Origin of the sequence: Agrobacterium genomosp. 2 str. CFBP 5494, from assembly GCF_900013495.1 — a bacterium.
Taxonomy (GTDB): domain Bacteria; phylum Pseudomonadota; class Alphaproteobacteria; order Rhizobiales; family Rhizobiaceae; genus Agrobacterium; species Agrobacterium pusense.
Genome location: NZ_LT009719.1, coordinates 1,024,737 through 1,040,671, shown reverse-complemented (window position 1 = coordinate 1,040,671; position 15,935 = coordinate 1,024,737). Strand labels below are relative to the sequence as shown.

The following is a 15,935-nucleotide window of genomic DNA, read 5'->3' as shown; positions in this document are numbered from 1 at the left end:
ACATGCCGTGTCCGAACATGCCTGTCACGGAATTCCCGATGCTGCATTGCTCTTAGGAAAGGAGCGCCATGACGGAAACGATAGAGGGTCTGCCGCTTGCGGATCGATTGGCCAAGGGTATTCGTACCCTGCTGATATCAGGTGAGCTGGCGCCGGGGCAGCGCCTGTCAGAGGCAGCCTTCAGTGAACGTTTCGATGTCTCCCGCAATTCGCTGCGCGAGGCATTCCGGCTTTTGACCAAGGATGGGCTTCTGCGTCATGAGGCCAATCGCGGTGTGTTCGTCGCAGTTCCCACCATGTCCTCGGTCATCGATATCTACCGGGTGCGGCGCATGGTGGAATGCGGCGCGCTGCGGCAGGCCTGGCACAAGCACCCCGCGATCAAAACGATGCGGGCGGCGGTTGAGGATGCGAAGGTGAAGCGTGAGGCTGCTGATTGGCTGGGCGTGGGCAGCGCCAACATGAAATTTCATGCCGCTGTCGTTGATCTCCTCGACAGTGCCCGGATCAGCGATTTTTACGAGCGTATTGCCGCTGAACTCCGGCTGTGTTTCGGTCTCTTGAAAGATCCCGAACAGCTTCATTCTCCATTTGTCGACATGAACAGCAAGATTCTGTCACTGATGGAGGAAGGCAAGGCGCAGGAAGCGGGTGACGAGATGGACACCTATCTCAATCTTTCAGAGCGTACGGTCCTGAAAGCGCTCGAACGTGCCGTGGAACACGCCTCCTGACATAGCGGGAGGCGGCGGCGAAACGTCTCGTGCCGTACTGTTTCACTTTTGCCGATCAGGGCGGTTGCCAAGTTTGCTGCGCTGCGTCATCAATGCTGGCATGACGCTTCGCGACCTGACAATTCTCGTTATCGACGAAAACGCGATCCGCGCTTCCATCATAGAGGAGGGCCTGCGCGAGGCGGGCTATCAGCGCGTTACCGTCATCCACGAGGTGAACGGGGTGGCGCGCACCATCGAGACGCTGCAGCCTGATGTCATTTTCATCGATCTTGAAAATCCCAATCGTGACATGATGGAGCATCTGTTTCAGCTCACCCGCACGGTTGGCCGGCCTATCGCCATGTTTGTCGATCGTTCCGACACCGCCTCCATCGAGGCAGCCGTCGAGGCCGGTGTCTCCGCCTATGTGGTGGACGGGTTGAAGAAAGAGCGTGTGAAACCGATTCTCGATATGGCGGTCAGCCGCTTCAATGCTTTCAGCCGCCTGCAGCGGGAGCTGGCCGATGCGAAATCGGCGCTTGAGGAGCGCAAGGTCATCGAACGCGCCAAAGGCATATTGATGAAGATGCGCGGCCTTTCTGAAGAAGAGGCCTTTGCACTTCTGCGGCAAACGGCAATGAACGAGAAAAAGAAGATATCCGAGATCGCGCAAAGCGTGGTCACCGCGGCCGGTCTGTTGATGTGACGAAGACCAGCCGGACAGCGTGGAGTGAATAACATGGCGGCACCGGAACAAACGGCAGGACCAGACAGCGGAGCGACGAAAGCCCCCGGCGCACCGGCACTGGTCGGCAGTGACCGGCAGAAAATCCTGCGTGCTGGCTTTATACCCCTTGTTGACGCATCGGTTCTTATCGCAGCGGCCGAATTCGGCTTTGCAGAACGCGAGGGCATTACGCTCGATCTCGTGAAAGACGTTTCCTGGGCAAATGTTCGTGACCGGCTGGCGTTCCGGCAATTCGACATTGCCCATATGCTATCGCCAATGCCCGTCGCCTCCATGCTCGGGCTCGGTTCCAACCCGTCGCCGACGATTACGCCTTTTTCACTCGGACGCGGCGGCAATGCGATCACGCTTTCGACCCGCCTGTTTGACCGCATGGAGGCCGTGACCGGACTTTCCGAAACGGCGGGAGCGCTCGAAAATGCTGAGGCGCTGAAGCGTGTGCTCGATGATATGCGTGCCCGCGGCGAGCCGCCACCGACGCTTGGCATGACCTACCCGTTTTCCTCGCATAATTACGAATTTCGCTACTGGCTTGCCGCTGGTGGCATTCACCCCGATAACGATGTCAAGCTTGTGGTCGTGCCGCCGCCGTTGACATCGGATGCGCTCGCTGCGGGAGCGATTGACGGTTTCTGCGTTGGAGCGCCGTGGAATATCGTCGCCGCCGAACGCGGTGTCGGTCGGATCGTTGCCGCCAAGCAGGATTTGTGGCCTTCCGCACCCGAAAAGGTCATCGGCATGCGGCCCGAATGGGCGGCAAACCAACAAGAAGCGGTCGGACGGCTGCTGACGGTGCTTGATGGGGCCGCGCGCTGGTGCGACCTTGCAGAAAATCACGATGAACTAAGCCGGGCCCTTGCCGATCCGCGTTACATCGGAGCGCCTGAGGCGATTATCCGTCGTGTGCTTGCCGGTGAATTCAGCATTGATAGCATGGGGAATAGGCGCGTGATCGACAAATATTTCACTTTTCATGGCGGCCATGCGAATTATCCCCGGCAAAGTCAGGCTTTGTGGATTTACAGCCAGATGATCCGCTGGGGGCAGGCGGAATTTTCTCGCAAAGGCGTGGCGGCCGCCTTGTCTTCCTACCGGCCGGATATTTACCGGGCGGTGCTGGGCGACGCCAATGCACCTGATGATGCCGATATCCGTGTCGAAGGGCAGGAAGAAGGTGATCGTTTCGTAGATGGCCTCATATTCGATCCCGCCGACATAGAAGGCTATGTGAAGAAATTTTCAGTACGTACATCTACGGCTGTTTCTCACGCTTCCGGTGAGGCATAAACGGTCCCCAAGCTGGTCAAGCTGCGTAAAATTCAAGCGCTGGATTTCTCCATTTGCCCAAATGCAAGTCAAGAAAATCCCTGATTAAAATTTAGTCGTAAAGCTCATCTCCTGAAATACGCCTTTCTTTTCAGGGTTATAATCTAATTTTGATAAACTGGCACGCCTCTTGCTTTTTGTTTTTCGCACCGGTCAACGGCGATCGGAGCGAGCAGGGCGCGGCATAGGCGCTTTCAAAGACACAGACGTCGCAAGGTTTTGCAGTCCGGACTTCTCCCGTCCGCAGACGCAAACACCGAGCGGCGTTTTTTTATTTTCCGGTTTTTTCGCAAGCGAAAACGTCACCCACGGGTGGCCCAATAAGGGGAACATGCGAATGAAAAAGATATTCTCCGGCGCTGTCAGCCGCCGCGCGATTTTGAAGACCACGGCCACCGCAGCCCTTGTCAGTGCGGTACGCGGCGCGTTTCCCTCCGGGGCTTTCGCAGCCACCGCCGAGCCTGAGGTCAAAGGCGCAAAACTCGGCTTCATCGCACTCACCGACGCCGCACCGCTCGTTATCGCCGCGGAAAAGGGCCTCTTCGCCAAGCATGGCATGCCTGACGTCGAGGTTCTGAAGCAGGCGTCATGGGGCGCAACGCGCGACAATCTGGTGCTCGGCGGCGCTTCGAACGGTATTGACGGCGCGCATATTCTGACGCCGATGCCGTATCTGATGCATACGGGCAAGGTAACCCAGAACAATGTGCCGGTGCCGATGACAATCCTCGCCCGCCTGAACCTCGACAGCCAAGGCATCTCCGTCGCCAGGGAATATGCAGATACCGGCGTTCAACTCGATGCCTCCAAACTGAAGGTGGCGTTCGAGAAAAAGAAGGCGGAAGGCAAGGAAATCAAGGCCGCGATGACGTTCCCGGGCGGCACGCATGATCTCTGGATCCGCTATTGGCTTGCCGCCGGCGGTATCGATCCCGACAAGGACGTTTCCACCATCGTCGTTCCGCCGCCGCAGATGGTCGCCAACATGAAGGTTGGCAACATGGACGTCTTCTGTGTGGGCGAGCCCTGGAACGAGCAGTTGGTCAATCAGGGCATCGGCTTTACTGCCTGTACGACAGGCGAACTCTGGAAGGGCCATCCGGAAAAGGCGCTCGGCATGCGCGCCGACTGGGTGGAAAGGAACGCCAACGCCGCCAAGGCGCTGCTGATGGCGGTCATGGAAGCGCAGCAATGGTGCGACGAGATGGCGAACAAGGAAGAAATGTCCACCATCCTCGGCAAACGCCAATGGTTCAACGTGCCGCCGAAGGATGTGCTTGGCCGTCTGAAGGGCAATATCAATTACGGCAACGGCCGCGCGCTCGAAAACACCGGCCTGCAGATGAAGTTCTGGCAGGACCATGCCTCCTATCCCTTCCGCAGCCACGACAGCTGGTTCATCACCGAAAACATCCGCTGGGGCAAATTCGCGCCCGACACCGATGTGAAGGCGCTGGTTGCGAAGGTGAACCGAGAGGATATCTGGCGCGCGGCCGCCAAGGATCTCGGCGTAACCGATCTTCCCGCCTCCATCTCGCGCGGCAAGGAAACCTTCTTCGACGGCAAGGTCTTCGACCCGGAAAACCCGTCGGCCTATCTCGAAAGCCTGTCCATCAAGGCGGCCTCCTGAGGAGGAGACCCGGGCGTCGCCCTTCATCCGCCGGCCGCGCTTCCCAACCGGTGCGGCTGAAGACCGGGTGAGGGGCGAGCCCAGACCGTAACCGACATCAAGAGGAAATGCCCATGTCCGCATTGGCCCGAAAATTCAACGAAGAGCCGCAGCAGCAGGCAGCGAAGAAGGCAAATGTCGTGGCGCTCGCGCCGAAACAGTCGCCGCGGATTGATCTGCGCAAATGGGCTGTGGTAGCGGCCCGCAACATCATCCCGCCGTTTGTCGTTCTCGCCATTCTGCTTGCTGTCTGGCAGCTGCTCTGTTCCGCCCCCGGCGCCTCCCTGCCGCCGCCGAGCCAGGTTTTAGAGGAGAGCTACGATCTCATCGTATCGCCGTTCTTCCATAACGGCTCGCAGGATATAGGTCTCGGCCTGCGCGTGCTGGTCTCGCTGGAGCGGGTGGCCTACGGTTTCGGCCTTGCCGCCATCGCCGGCATCATTCTCGGGGCTGTCATCGGCCAGTCGGTCTGGGCGATGCGCGGGCTCGATCCGATCTTTCAGGTGCTGCGCACCGTGCCGCCGCTCGCCTGGCTGCCGCTTTCACTGGCCGCCTTCCAGGACAGCAATCCGTCGGCCATTTTCGTGATCTTCATCACCTCCATCTGGCCGGTCATCATCAATACCGCAGTCGGCGTGCGCAACATTCCGCAGGATTACCGCAACGTGGCGCAGGTGCTGCGGCTGAACCAGCTCGAATTCTTCTTCAAGATCATGCTGCCTTCGGCGGCACCCTACATCTTCACCGGCCTGCGCATCGGCATCGGCCTGTCATGGCTCGCCATCGTGGCGGCGGAAATGCTGACCGGCGGCGTCGGCATCGGCTTCTTCATCTGGGACGCTTGGAATTCCTCGCGCCTGCCCGACATCATCGTGGCACTCGCCTACATCGGCGTCGTCGGCTTCATGCTCGACAAGCTGGTGGCGGCGCTCGGCAACGTCATCACCCGCGGCGCTGCGGCCAACTGAAAGGGCGATAACTATGAACGCATATCTCAAGCTCGATCACATCGACAAATATTTCGACAAGGGCGGCTCGCGCGCCGAGGTGCTGAAAGGCATCAACCTCACTATCGAAAAGGGTGAATTCGTCTCGGTCATCGGCCACTCCGGTTGCGGCAAATCCACCATGCTGAACCTCATCGCCGGGTTGACGAAAGTCTCCGCCGGTGCCGTGCTCCTCGAAAACCGGGAGGTCAACGAACCCGGACCTGAACGCGCCGTCGTGTTTCAGAACCACAGCCTGCTGCCTTGGCTTTCGGTTTATGAAAACGTCAATCTCGCTGTCGAGAAGGTCTTTCGCAACGCCAAGACCCGCCCCGAGCGGCATGACTGGGTCATGCGCAATCTCGATCTCGTTCAGATGGGGCACGCGAAAGACAAAAAGCCTTCGGAAATTTCCGGCGGCATGAAACAGCGTGTCGGCATTGCCCGGGCGCTCGCCATGGAGCCGAAAATCCTGCTGCTGGACGAGCCTTTCGGGGCGCTAGATGCGCTGAACCGCGCCCATCTTCAGGACGCGGTGATGGAAATCCACGCCCGGCTCGGCAACACCATGGTCATGATCACCCATGACGTGGACGAGGCTGTGTTGCTCTCCGACCGTATCGTGATGATGACCAACGGTCCCGCAGCTCACATCGGCGAAGTGCTCGAGGTGCCGCTGGCACGCCCGCGCAACCGTATCGAGCTTGCATCCGACAAGACCTACCTCAAATGCCGCGAGGCCGTGCTGAAGTTCCTTTACGAACGTCACCGCTTCGTCGAAGCCGCGGAGTAACGACCATGACGCAAAAACTCGTCATCATCGGTAATGGCATGGCGCCGGGGCGCATGCTGGAAAACCTGTTCGAAACCGCGCCCGGCCTCTACGATGTCACCATTTTCAACGCTGAGCCGCGTGTTAATTATGATCGCATCATGCTCTCGCCGGTGCTTTCAGGCGAAAAGAGCTACGAGGACATCGTCATCCACAATGACGACTGGTATGCGGCCAATAATGTGACGCTGCACAAGGGTGCGAAGGTCACCGGTATCGATCGGGACAAAAAGACCGTCACCAGCGAAAACGGTATTACGGCTTCCTATGACAAGCTGGTGATCGCCACCGGTTCTCTGCCCTTCATCATTCCCGTCCCCGGCCATCAATTGCCCGGCGTGCTCGCCTATCGCGATCTCGATGATGTGACGAAGATGCTGGAGATCGCAGAAGGAAAGGGCCGCGCCATTGTCATCGGCGCCGGGCTTCTCGGGCTGGAAGCCGCCTATGGTCTCAAGCGTCAGGGAATGGACGTCACCGTCATCCACCTGATGCCGACGATCATGGAGCGTCAGCTTGATCCGGCAGCGGCCTATCTTCTGGAGAAGGCGCTCACCGAGCGCGGCATCGACATCATCACCAAGGCCAATACCAAATGCATTCTTGGCAAGGAGAAGGTCGAAGGCATCGAGCTGGAAGACGGCAGGATCATCAAAGGCGACATGGTGGTGATGGCGGTCGGTATCCGTCCCGCTTCCGGTCTTGCCAGGGAAGCCGGTCTTGCCGTCAATCGCGGTATCGTCGTTGACGATGGCATGATGACGTCGGACGCCTCGATCTATGCGCTCGGCGAATGCGCGGAACATCGCGGCATGTGCTACGGGCTGGTTGCCCCGCTTTATGAATCGGCCCGGGTGTTAGCCGACCGCCTTTGCGGCGGTTCGGCCGAATATCACGGCTCCGTCACTAACACGAAGCTCAAGGTCACCGGCATCAACCTGTTTTCCGCCGGCGATTTCGCAGAAGGCGACGACCGCGAGGAAATCGTGCTGCGAGACGCCACGGCCGGCGTCTACAAGCGCCTGATCCTCAAGGAAAACCGCATCATCGGCGCGGTGCTTTACGGCGAGACGTCGGACGGATCGTGGTTCTTCGACCTGATGAAGAAGTCCACCGATATTTCTGCCATGCGTGAGACCCTGATCTTCGGTCATGCCTATCAGGGAGGGTCGCCGCTGGACCCTATGGCGGCCGTTGCAGCCTTGCCGGATGATGCGGAAATCTGCGGCTGCAACGGCGTTTGCAAGGGTAAGATCACCTCGTCCATCACCTCCAAGGGATTGACGTCTCTGGATGATGTGCGCGCCCACACCAAGGCTTCCGCCTCCTGCGGCAATTGCACCGGCCTCGTCGAACAGCTGATGACGCTGACGCTCGGCGACAGTTATAACCCCGCTGCCGTGCAGCCCATGTGCAAATGCACCGATCTCGGCCACGACGATGTACGCCGTCTCATCAAGGCCAAGGGTCTTAAGACCATTCCCGCTGTGATGCAGGAGCTTGAGTGGAAAACCTCCTGCGGCTGTGCGAAATGCCGGCCGGCGCTCAACTATTACCTCGTCTGCGATTTCCCGGACGAATATGCCGATGACTATCAGTCGCGTTACATCAATGAGCGCGTCCACGCCAACATCCAGAAGGATGGCACCTATTCCGTCGTGCCGCGTATGTGGGGTGGGGTCACCTCCTCCTCCGAACTTCGGGCGATTGCCGATGTGGTCGACAAGTTCGAAATCCCGATGGTGAAGGTGACGGGCGGCCAGCGCATCGACCTTCTCGGCATCGAGAAGGAGGATTTGCCGGCGGTCTGGGCCGATCTCGGCAAGGCCGGGTTCATTTCCGGCCAGGCCTATGCCAAGGGCTTGCGCACCGTGAAGACCTGTGTCGGCCAGCAATGGTGCCGCTTCGGCACGCAGGATTCCACCGGGCTTGGCATCCGCATTGAAAAATTCATGTGGGGCTCGTGGACACCCGCCAAGCTGAAGCTTGCTGTTTCAGGCTGTCCGCGCAACTGCGCCGAGGCCACCTGCAAGGATATTGGCGTCATCTGCGTCGATTCCGGGTTCGAGATCCACTTCGCCGGCGCCGCCGGTCTCGATATCAAGGGCACTGAAGTTCTGGGTCTTGTCAGAACCGAGGATGAGGCGCTGGAGCATATCGTGGCGCTCACCCAAATGTACCGTGAGCAGGCGCGCTACCTTGAGCGCATCTACAAATGGGCCAAGCGCATCGGCTACGACGAGGTTCGTCGCCAGATCATGAATGATGCGGAGAAGCGTCGAGCCTATTTCGAACGCTTCGTCTTCAGCCAGAAATTCGCACAGGTCGATCCCTGGTCCGAGCGTGTGTCCGGCCACGACAAGCACGAATTCAGGCCCATGGCGGCAATCGGTTTCAGCGAGGCAGCGGAGTGAGAACGATGGAAGGCAACTGGGTCGATATTGGTGACATCTCCGACATCCCACTGCGCGGCGCACGGTGCGTAAAAACGCCGATGGGCAAGATCGCCGTGTTCCGCACAGCGGAAAATCATGTCTTCGCCATCGAGGATCATTGCCCGCACAAGGGCGGGCCGTTGAGCCAAGGCATCGTGCATGGCGCTTCAGTGACGTGTCCGCTGCACAATTGGGTCATTTCGCTGGAGACCGGCAAAGCGCTGGGGGCAGACGAGGGCGAGGTGCGGACCATCCCGGTGCGTAATCTGGATGGAAGGCTTTCGATAGCGCTCGAAACCCTGATGATTGCGGCGGAGTGAATTGCGATGGCGGTGGCTTTACCCCCCTTTGCCCTGCCGGGCATCTCCCCCTCAAGGGGGGAGATCGACAAGCGGAGGGCTCCTCGTTCCCTCTCCACCGGCGACGACGCCAGTTGTGAATGGAAGTTTGTGCCGCGATTGATCTCTCCCCTTGAGGGGGAGATGCCCGGCAGGGCAGAGGGGGGTAAGCGCTACACGTTGAGGCGGCGGAACCGCCACACGCTGAGAGGGCAAACCCATGCCCGTTGAAACCAAAACCACCTGTCCCTATTGCGGCGTCGGCTGCGGCGTCATCGCCACCGTCAACGACGATGGCATCGTTTCCATCAGAGGCGATCAGGACCACCCCGCCAATTTCGGCCGGCTGTGCTCCAAGGGCTCGGCTCTCGCCGAAACCATCGACCTTGAAGGACGCATTCTTCACCCTGAGATCAATGGCAAATGGGCAACATGGGACGAAGCGCTTGATCTCGTCGCTTCCCGCTTCTCCGACACCATTGCCGAACATGGCCCGGATTCGGTCGCCTTTTACGTCTCCGGCCAATTGCTGACGGAGGATTATTACCTTGCCAACAAGCTGATGAAAGGTTTCATCGGTTCGGCCAATATCGATACCAACTCAAGGCTCTGCATGTCGTCCTCGGTCGCCGGCCATCGCCGCGCTTTCGGGGCCGATACGGTGCCGGGCACCTATGAGGATATGGAGCTTGCCGATCTGGTGATCCTCACCGGTTCAAATCTCGCCTGGTGCCATCCCGTCCTCTACCAGAGGCTAGCGGCGGCAAAGGCGGCACGGCCGGAAATGAAAGTCGTTGTCATCGATCCGCGTCGCACGATGAGCGCCGATATTGCCGATATGCACCTCGCCATCCGCCCGGATGGAGACGTGGCCTTGTTTACCGGCCTGCTGGCGCATCTTTCCGGTAGTCCTGCAGTCGATCACGCCTTTGTGGAAGATCACACGGTCGGTTTTGATGCTGCGATGCAGGCAGCAACCGAATATAGCCTGCCTGATATCGCTGAGGCCACCGGGCTGACGATTGCCGAACTGATTTCCTTTTACGAATTGTTCGAACGCACCCAAAAAACCGTCACCTGTTACAGCCAGGGCGTCAACCAATCGCAAAGCGGCACCGACAAGGTCAACGCTATCATCAATTGCCACCTTGCGACCGGTCGCATCGGCAGGCCCGGCATGGGACCGTTTTCGCTGACCGGTCAGCCGAACGCCATGGGCGGGCGCGAGGTCGGCGGGCTGGCCAACATGCTGGCCGCCCATATGGCCATCGAAAGTGCCGGGGATCGTGATCGCGTGCAGCGCTTCTGGGCCTCGCCTGCCATTGCGGAAAAACCCGGCCTCAAAGCCGTTGATATGTTTCGGGCCGTGGCCGATGGCCGCATCAAGGCGCTGTGGATCATGGCAACCAATCCAGTGGTGTCCATGCCTGACGCCGGTGCTGTCGAAGCGGCCATCAAGGCCTGTCCATTCGTCGTGGTGTCCGATGTCATGGACAAGACCGATACGGCGCGCCATGCCCATGTGCTTCTGCCATCGCTTGGCTGGGGGGAAAAAGACGGCACGGTCACCAATTCCGAGCGGCGCATTTCCCGCCAGCGCGGTTTTCTCGATGCACCCGGTGAAGCGAAAGCGGACTGGTGGCAGATGGCGGAAGTGGGCCGGCGCATGGGTTTCGGCGCAGCCTTTGCCTTCCGGCACGCGTCGGAGATTTTCTCCGAACATGCGGCTCTGTCTGGCTTCGAAAATCTGGGCAGTCGCGATTTCGACATCAGTGGCGTCGACCCGAAAGTCTATGACGGGATGGCGCCCTTCCAATGGCCAAGACCGCAGGCAGGTGACGCCGGCACGGCGCGTTTCTTCGCAGATGGCCGGTTTTATCACGCCGATGGCAAGGCGCGGTTCATCGTCACAGCCTTGCCGGAGGTGGACAGAACGTCGGCGGACTATCCGCTGACGCTGAATACCGGGCGCATTCGCGACCAGTGGCATACCATGACCCGCACCGGCAAAAGCGCACGCCTTACCGCCCATATCGCCGAGCCATTCGCCGAGCTTCACCCGCGCGATGCACAGGCGCTGGGCATCGAAAGCGCCGATCTGGTAGAGCTGGAAAGTCCACATGGTAAGGTTCTGCTGCGGGCGTTGATCAGCGAAAGGCAGGCGCGCGGGTCGGTCTTCGCGCCGATGCACTGGAACGACCAGTTCGCCTCGCTGGCGCGGATCGATATGGTTGTGGCCCCGGTCACGGACCCTTATTCCGGCCAGCCCGCCTCGAAAAACACGGGCGTGAGGGCAAGACGTTTCGAAGCGAAGGCTTACGGTTTCGCCATTTCCCGCACCCGGCCCGATGCGCCGGACTGCACCTATTGGGCCATTGCAAAGGCGGATGGCGGCTATCGCATGGAGCTTGCCTTTGCGGAAGAGCCGCAGGACTGGACGCTCTGGGCGCGACAGGTCTTCGGCATCGACGCCGGGATCGAGCCGCTGGGTTACAGCGACCGGCAAACCGGCGATCTGCGCCTTGCCTTTTTCGATGGCGATATACTGCTGGTGGCGCTGTTCATCGCAAGGCGGCCGGTGGCTGTTGCCCGCAACTGGGCGATTTTACAATTGACCGAGCGCCATGAGGATCTGCGAATGCGATTTGCGCTGATCGCCGGTCGCCCCGGAGCCGGCCGTCCCGATCCGGGGGCCACGGTCTGCTCTTGCTTCAATGTCGGCGTCAACCAGATCACGGCCGCAGTCCGGGATGGCTGCCATAGCGTCGAAGCCATCGGCAAGGTGTTGAATGCCGGCACCAATTGCGGCTCGTGCCGCGCCGAAATCAAGGGGGTCATCAATGGATGCCTTAAAACCGCAGCGGAATGAACCGGCCCGCATGGAGAAACTCGCCAAGCTGCCGGTTTTCTGGGGGCTTGAGGGCAAGCGCGTGGTGCTGGCGGGCGGATCGGATGGGGCCGCCTGGAAGGCGGAGCTGTTGCTGGCCTGCGGCGCGGAATTGCATGTCTTTTGTGAGAGGGGTGACCTGTCCGAGACATTTGCAGGGCTCGTTGCCAGAAGCACTCGCCTGCATTTCCATGCCATGCGCTGGCATAGTGGCATATTCGCCAATGCGGAACTGGCGCTGGCGGATTGCGAAACGGATACGGAGGCGGCAGCCTTTCATGCCGCTGCGCGGGCAGCGGGTGTTCCCGTCAACGTCATCGACAAGCCGGAATTCTGCCAGTTCCAGTTCGGCTCCATCGTCAATCGCTCGCCAGTGGTCGTCTCGATCTCCACCGATGGCGCAGCACCTATTCTGGCTCAGGCCATCCGTCGGCGCATTGAGACATTGCTGCCGCCCTCGCTCAGGGATTGGGGCGCGCTTGCCCAGACCATCCGTGAGCGGGTTAACCTGCGGCTGACGCCAGGTCCGTCCCGGCGGCTGTTCTGGGAGAAATTCGTTGATCGGGCCTTTACCGAAAGGCTGGACGAAGAGAGCGCAGAACGATTGCTGATGGCTACCGGAATGCAGGCTTGCGAGGTTGGGGGGCGGGTGACGCTTGTGGGCGCCGGCCCTGGAGACGCCGAACTTCTGACGCTGAAAGCGGTGCGCGCCCTGCAGGCGGCAGATGTCATTCTGTTTGACGATCTTGTCTCAGCCGAGGTGCTGGAGCTGGCGCGGCGGGAGGCCAAGCGCATGCTGGTTGGCAAGCGCGGCGGCCGCGAAAGCTGCAGGCAGGAAGATATCAACGACATGATGATCCGGCTTGCAAAGGCGGGAAAAAGGGTCGTGCGCCTGAAATCCGGCGATCCGATGATTTTCGGGCGCGCCGGTGAGGAGATCGCCGCGCTGGCGGCTGAAAACATTCCCGTCGATGTCGTGCCCGGCATCACCGCGGCAAGCGCCATGGCCTCCCGCATGGGCATTTCCCTGACCCATCGCGACCACGCCCAGTCGGTGCGCTTCATCACCGGCCATTCCCGTCAGGGAAAGCTGCCGGAGAATATTGACTGGACATCGCTTGCCGACCCCGCCGTAACCACGGTTTTTTACATGGGCGGGCGAACCGCGGCGGCAATCCAGTCCTCCTTGCTCGCCCACGGCATGGACGCCTCGACGCCCGTTGCCGTCGTGGTTTCCGTCACCCGGGCGAATGAGCAGCGCTGGTGCGGCACACTCACGCAACTGTCTGCGGCAATCGAGCGGCTGGGGGTAAACGAGCCCGTTCTGATCGGCATTGGCGACGCGTTCCGAGGCGCTTCCCCGGCGCTGTCCTTGATGGACGCAAAGGAGATCCTTCCGCCCGTTCTGATAGCTCGATGACGGACCACGCGCCGCCCCGGCGCAAATTTTTGACACACGACGTCGACGCGGCCACCCACGGTCGGCCTAAACCATCCCTTGACATTGGTTTTTCGTTCGCTCTTCAATAAAACGAAAAAATTGAAAGAGGAGGGAGGGCGAAATGTTGCTCACACCGCGTCAGGATGAAATCGTCGCGCTGGCGAAAGCGAACGGGCGAGTGCTGGTCGACGAGCTGGCATCGCGGTTTTCCGTCACCCCTCAGACGATCCGCAAGGACCTGAACGACCTCTGCGATACCCGTGTTCTGACCCGCATCCACGGCGGCGCGCTTTTTCCAAGCGGCAATGAAAATGTCAAATACGAGGCTCGGCGGGCGATTGCTTCCGTGGAGAAACAGGCGATCGGGGCCGCTGCCGCCGCTCTCATTCCCAACAATTCGTCGCTTTTCATCAACATCGGCACGACCACGGAGGCGGTGGGCGAAGCGCTGGCGGATCATCACGAACTGATGGTCATCACGAATAATATAAATGTTGCCAACAGGTTACGCGTTTTCCCGGGTATTGAGGTGGTGATTGCCGGTGGTGTCGTGCGCGGCTCCGATGGCGGCATTGTCGGCGAAGCGGCCGTGGATTTCATTCGCCAGTTCAAAGTGGATTTCGCCGTCATCGGCGTGTCCGCCATCGATGAGGACGGCGCCCTGCTGGATTTCGATTTCCGCGAGGTCAAGGTTGCGCAGGCAATCATCTCCAACGCGCGCCATGTGATTGTGGTATCGGATTCGCTCAAATTCGAACGGACGGCCCCTGTCCGCATCGGCCATCTTTCGCAGGTTCATACCTTCATCACCGATCATTGTCCGATTGATTCCATCCGCGGTATCTGCGCCGATCATGATGTCCGGCTGATCGAGACGGAGGCCCGCGGCACCTGATCCACGGGCTGTCGGAATTTCGATTGACATTCGTTTTGTCTTCGAATTAGATGGTCGTGCTTTCAATATATCGATGAGGAGAGCGTCGATGAAAGCGCGGGAGGGTGCATGTCTGACGAGGCAATTCACGATATTTTCGTGATCGGCGGCGGTATCAATGGCTGCGGCATTGCGCGCGACGCCGTCGGCAGGGGCTATTCCGTCGCACTTGCGGAAATGAACGATTTCGCCTCCGGTACGTCGTCTGCTGCAACCAAGCTCATTCATGGCGGCCTGCGTTATCTCGAACATTACGAGTTTCGTCTGGTGCGCGAAGCACTGATGGAACGCGAGGTTCTGTGGGCGATGGCGCCTCATATCATCTGGCCCATGCGTTTCGTGCTGCCCTTCCAGAAGGGCGGTGTGCGTCCGGCGTGGCTCGTGCGTCTCGGGCTCTTCCTTTACGATCATCTTGGCGGCCGCAAGCTTCTGCCCGCCACCCGCTCGCTCGATCTGCGCCGTGATCCGGCCGGAAAGCCTTTGAAACCGATTTTCGCCCGGGCTTTCGAATATTCCGACGGATGGGTCGATGACGCCCGCCTGGTCGTGCTGAACGCCCGTGATGCCGCTGACCGTGGCGCGTTGATCCTCAATCGGACGCAGGTGATTTCCGCGCGGCGCGACGGCGCGTTCTGGCGGGTCGAGACGAGAAATGCCGCCGGAGAAACGCAGGTCCACCGGGCACGGATGTTGGTGAATGCCGCCGGTCCATGGGTCGACAGGGTTCTGTCGGCGACCTTCGGAAAAAACAACGTTCACAATGTTCGCCTCGTCCAGGGCAGCCATATCATCGTGCGCAAGAAGTTCTCCGATCCGCGCGCCTACTTCTTTCAGAATCCGGATGGCCGCATCATTTTCGCCATCCCTTACGAACAGGATTTCACCCTGATCGGCACGACGGATCGCGACTATACCGGTGACCCCCGGGCTGTTAAGATCAGCGACGAGGAAATCAGCTATCTCTGCAGCGCGGCGAGTGAATATTTTGCCGAACCGGTGAAGCCGTCCGATATCGTCTGGACATATTCCGGGGTGCGGCCGCTTTTTGATGACGGCGCGTCAAAAGCGCAGGAGGCGACGCGTGATTATGTCTTGAAGACCGAGGGGACCGACGGCGAGGCACCACTTCTCAATATTTTCGGCGGCAAGCTCACCACTTATCGGCGACTCGCCGAACATGCTCTTGAAAAGATCGGCGATGCGCTGGGAACAAAGGGAGCCCGATGGACAGCGGGTTCTCATCTGCCGGGCGGAAATTTCAATGTAGAAGCTTATGCTGCGGAGGTTTCTGCGCTGCTATCGCGTTATCCCTTCCTGGAAAAGCGTCATGCGGAGCGGCTTGTCCGCTGCTACGGCACCGATGTGGCGGCGATGATAGGCAATGCGACAGACGCGCCGGCGCTTGGGCGGTATTTCGGCGGCACGCTCTACGAAGCTGAAGTTCGCTGGCTGATGGCGCGGGAATGGGCGCTGACGGCGGAGGATATTCTGTGGCGCCGTACCAAGCAGGGGCTGTTTTTGACCCCCGACGAGGTGCGCGGGTTGGAGGACTACATCGATGACATTGCAGGTGGACGATTGAAGGCAATCTGACGATCCGGACAAAAGCGGAGGAGGCTTTGG

At 59.9% G+C, this 15,935-nt stretch carries 12 protein-coding genes; all 12 read left to right on the top strand.

The annotated features are described in order from the left end of the window. Positions 1 to 68 precede the first annotated feature (68 nt). Positions 69 to 734: a GntR family transcriptional regulator gene (locus AGR2A_RS19650; protein ID WP_004437233.1), complete on the top strand. Its 666-nt coding sequence runs from the start codon at positions 69 to 71 to the stop codon at positions 732 to 734. Positions 735 to 834: 100 nt separating this feature from the next. Continuing rightward, the gene (locus tag AGR2A_RS19645) at positions 835 to 1,422 is read left to right on the top strand and encodes an ANTAR domain-containing response regulator (RefSeq protein ID WP_006699921.1); all 588 of its coding nucleotides are present in this window, start codon (positions 835 to 837) and stop codon (positions 1,420 to 1,422) included. 33 nt (positions 1,423 to 1,455) lie between these two features. Next, complete coding sequence (locus AGR2A_RS19640) at positions 1,456 to 2,751, top strand: CmpA/NrtA family ABC transporter substrate-binding protein (RefSeq protein ID WP_072494982.1); 1,296 nt, start codon at positions 1,456 to 1,458, stop codon at positions 2,749 to 2,751. Positions 2,752 to 3,127: 376 nt separating this feature from the next. Then, positions 3,128 to 4,420, top strand: a complete 1,293-nt coding sequence (locus AGR2A_RS19635) for a CmpA/NrtA family ABC transporter substrate-binding protein (RefSeq protein WP_072494983.1) — start codon at positions 3,128 to 3,130, stop codon at positions 4,418 to 4,420. 113 nt (positions 4,421 to 4,533) lie between these two features. Further along, complete coding sequence (gene ntrB / locus AGR2A_RS19630; RefSeq protein ID WP_072494984.1) at positions 4,534 to 5,427, top strand: nitrate ABC transporter permease; 894 nt, start codon at positions 4,534 to 4,536, stop codon at positions 5,425 to 5,427. Positions 5,428 to 5,440: 13 nt separating this feature from the next. Then, positions 5,441 to 6,238 (top strand): ABC transporter ATP-binding protein, encoded by a 798-nt coding sequence (locus AGR2A_RS19625; RefSeq protein ID WP_072494985.1) that lies wholly within the window; start codon positions 5,441 to 5,443, stop codon positions 6,236 to 6,238. A 5-nt stretch (positions 6,239 to 6,243) separates the two neighbouring features. Further along, positions 6,244 to 8,691 carry a nitrite reductase large subunit NirB gene (gene nirB / locus AGR2A_RS19620; RefSeq protein ID WP_072494986.1) on the top strand — a complete coding sequence of 816 codons (2,448 nt, stop codon included), beginning with the start codon at positions 6,244 to 6,246 and terminating at the stop codon, positions 8,689 to 8,691. Positions 8,692 to 8,696: 5 nt separating this feature from the next. Further along, entirely contained in the window at positions 8,697 to 9,032 is a 336-nt protein-coding gene (nirD, locus tag AGR2A_RS19615; protein ID WP_004437252.1) for a nitrite reductase small subunit NirD, read from the top strand. 238 nt (positions 9,033 to 9,270) lie between these two features. Beyond that, complete coding sequence (locus AGR2A_RS19610) at positions 9,271 to 11,919, top strand: nitrate reductase (RefSeq protein ID WP_072494987.1); 2,649 nt, start codon at positions 9,271 to 9,273, stop codon at positions 11,917 to 11,919. Then, positions 11,891 to 13,357: a siroheme synthase CysG gene (gene cysG, locus AGR2A_RS19605; RefSeq protein ID WP_072494988.1), complete on the top strand. Its 1,467-nt coding sequence runs from the start codon at positions 11,891 to 11,893 to the stop codon at positions 13,355 to 13,357. The genes AGR2A_RS19610 and cysG overlap by 29 nt, the downstream gene beginning before the upstream one ends. Positions 13,358 to 13,499: 142 nt before the next feature. Beyond that, on the top strand, positions 13,500 to 14,273 hold the full coding sequence (locus tag AGR2A_RS19600; RefSeq protein ID WP_072494989.1) for a DeoR/GlpR family DNA-binding transcription regulator: 774 nt from the start codon (positions 13,500 to 13,502) through the stop codon (positions 14,271 to 14,273). A gap of 108 nt (positions 14,274 to 14,381) precedes the next feature. After that, positions 14,382 to 15,905, top strand: coding sequence for a glycerol-3-phosphate dehydrogenase (locus tag AGR2A_RS19595; RefSeq protein WP_072494990.1), 1,524 nt, complete (start codon positions 14,382 to 14,384; stop codon positions 15,903 to 15,905). Positions 15,906 to 15,935 lie beyond the last annotated feature (30 nt).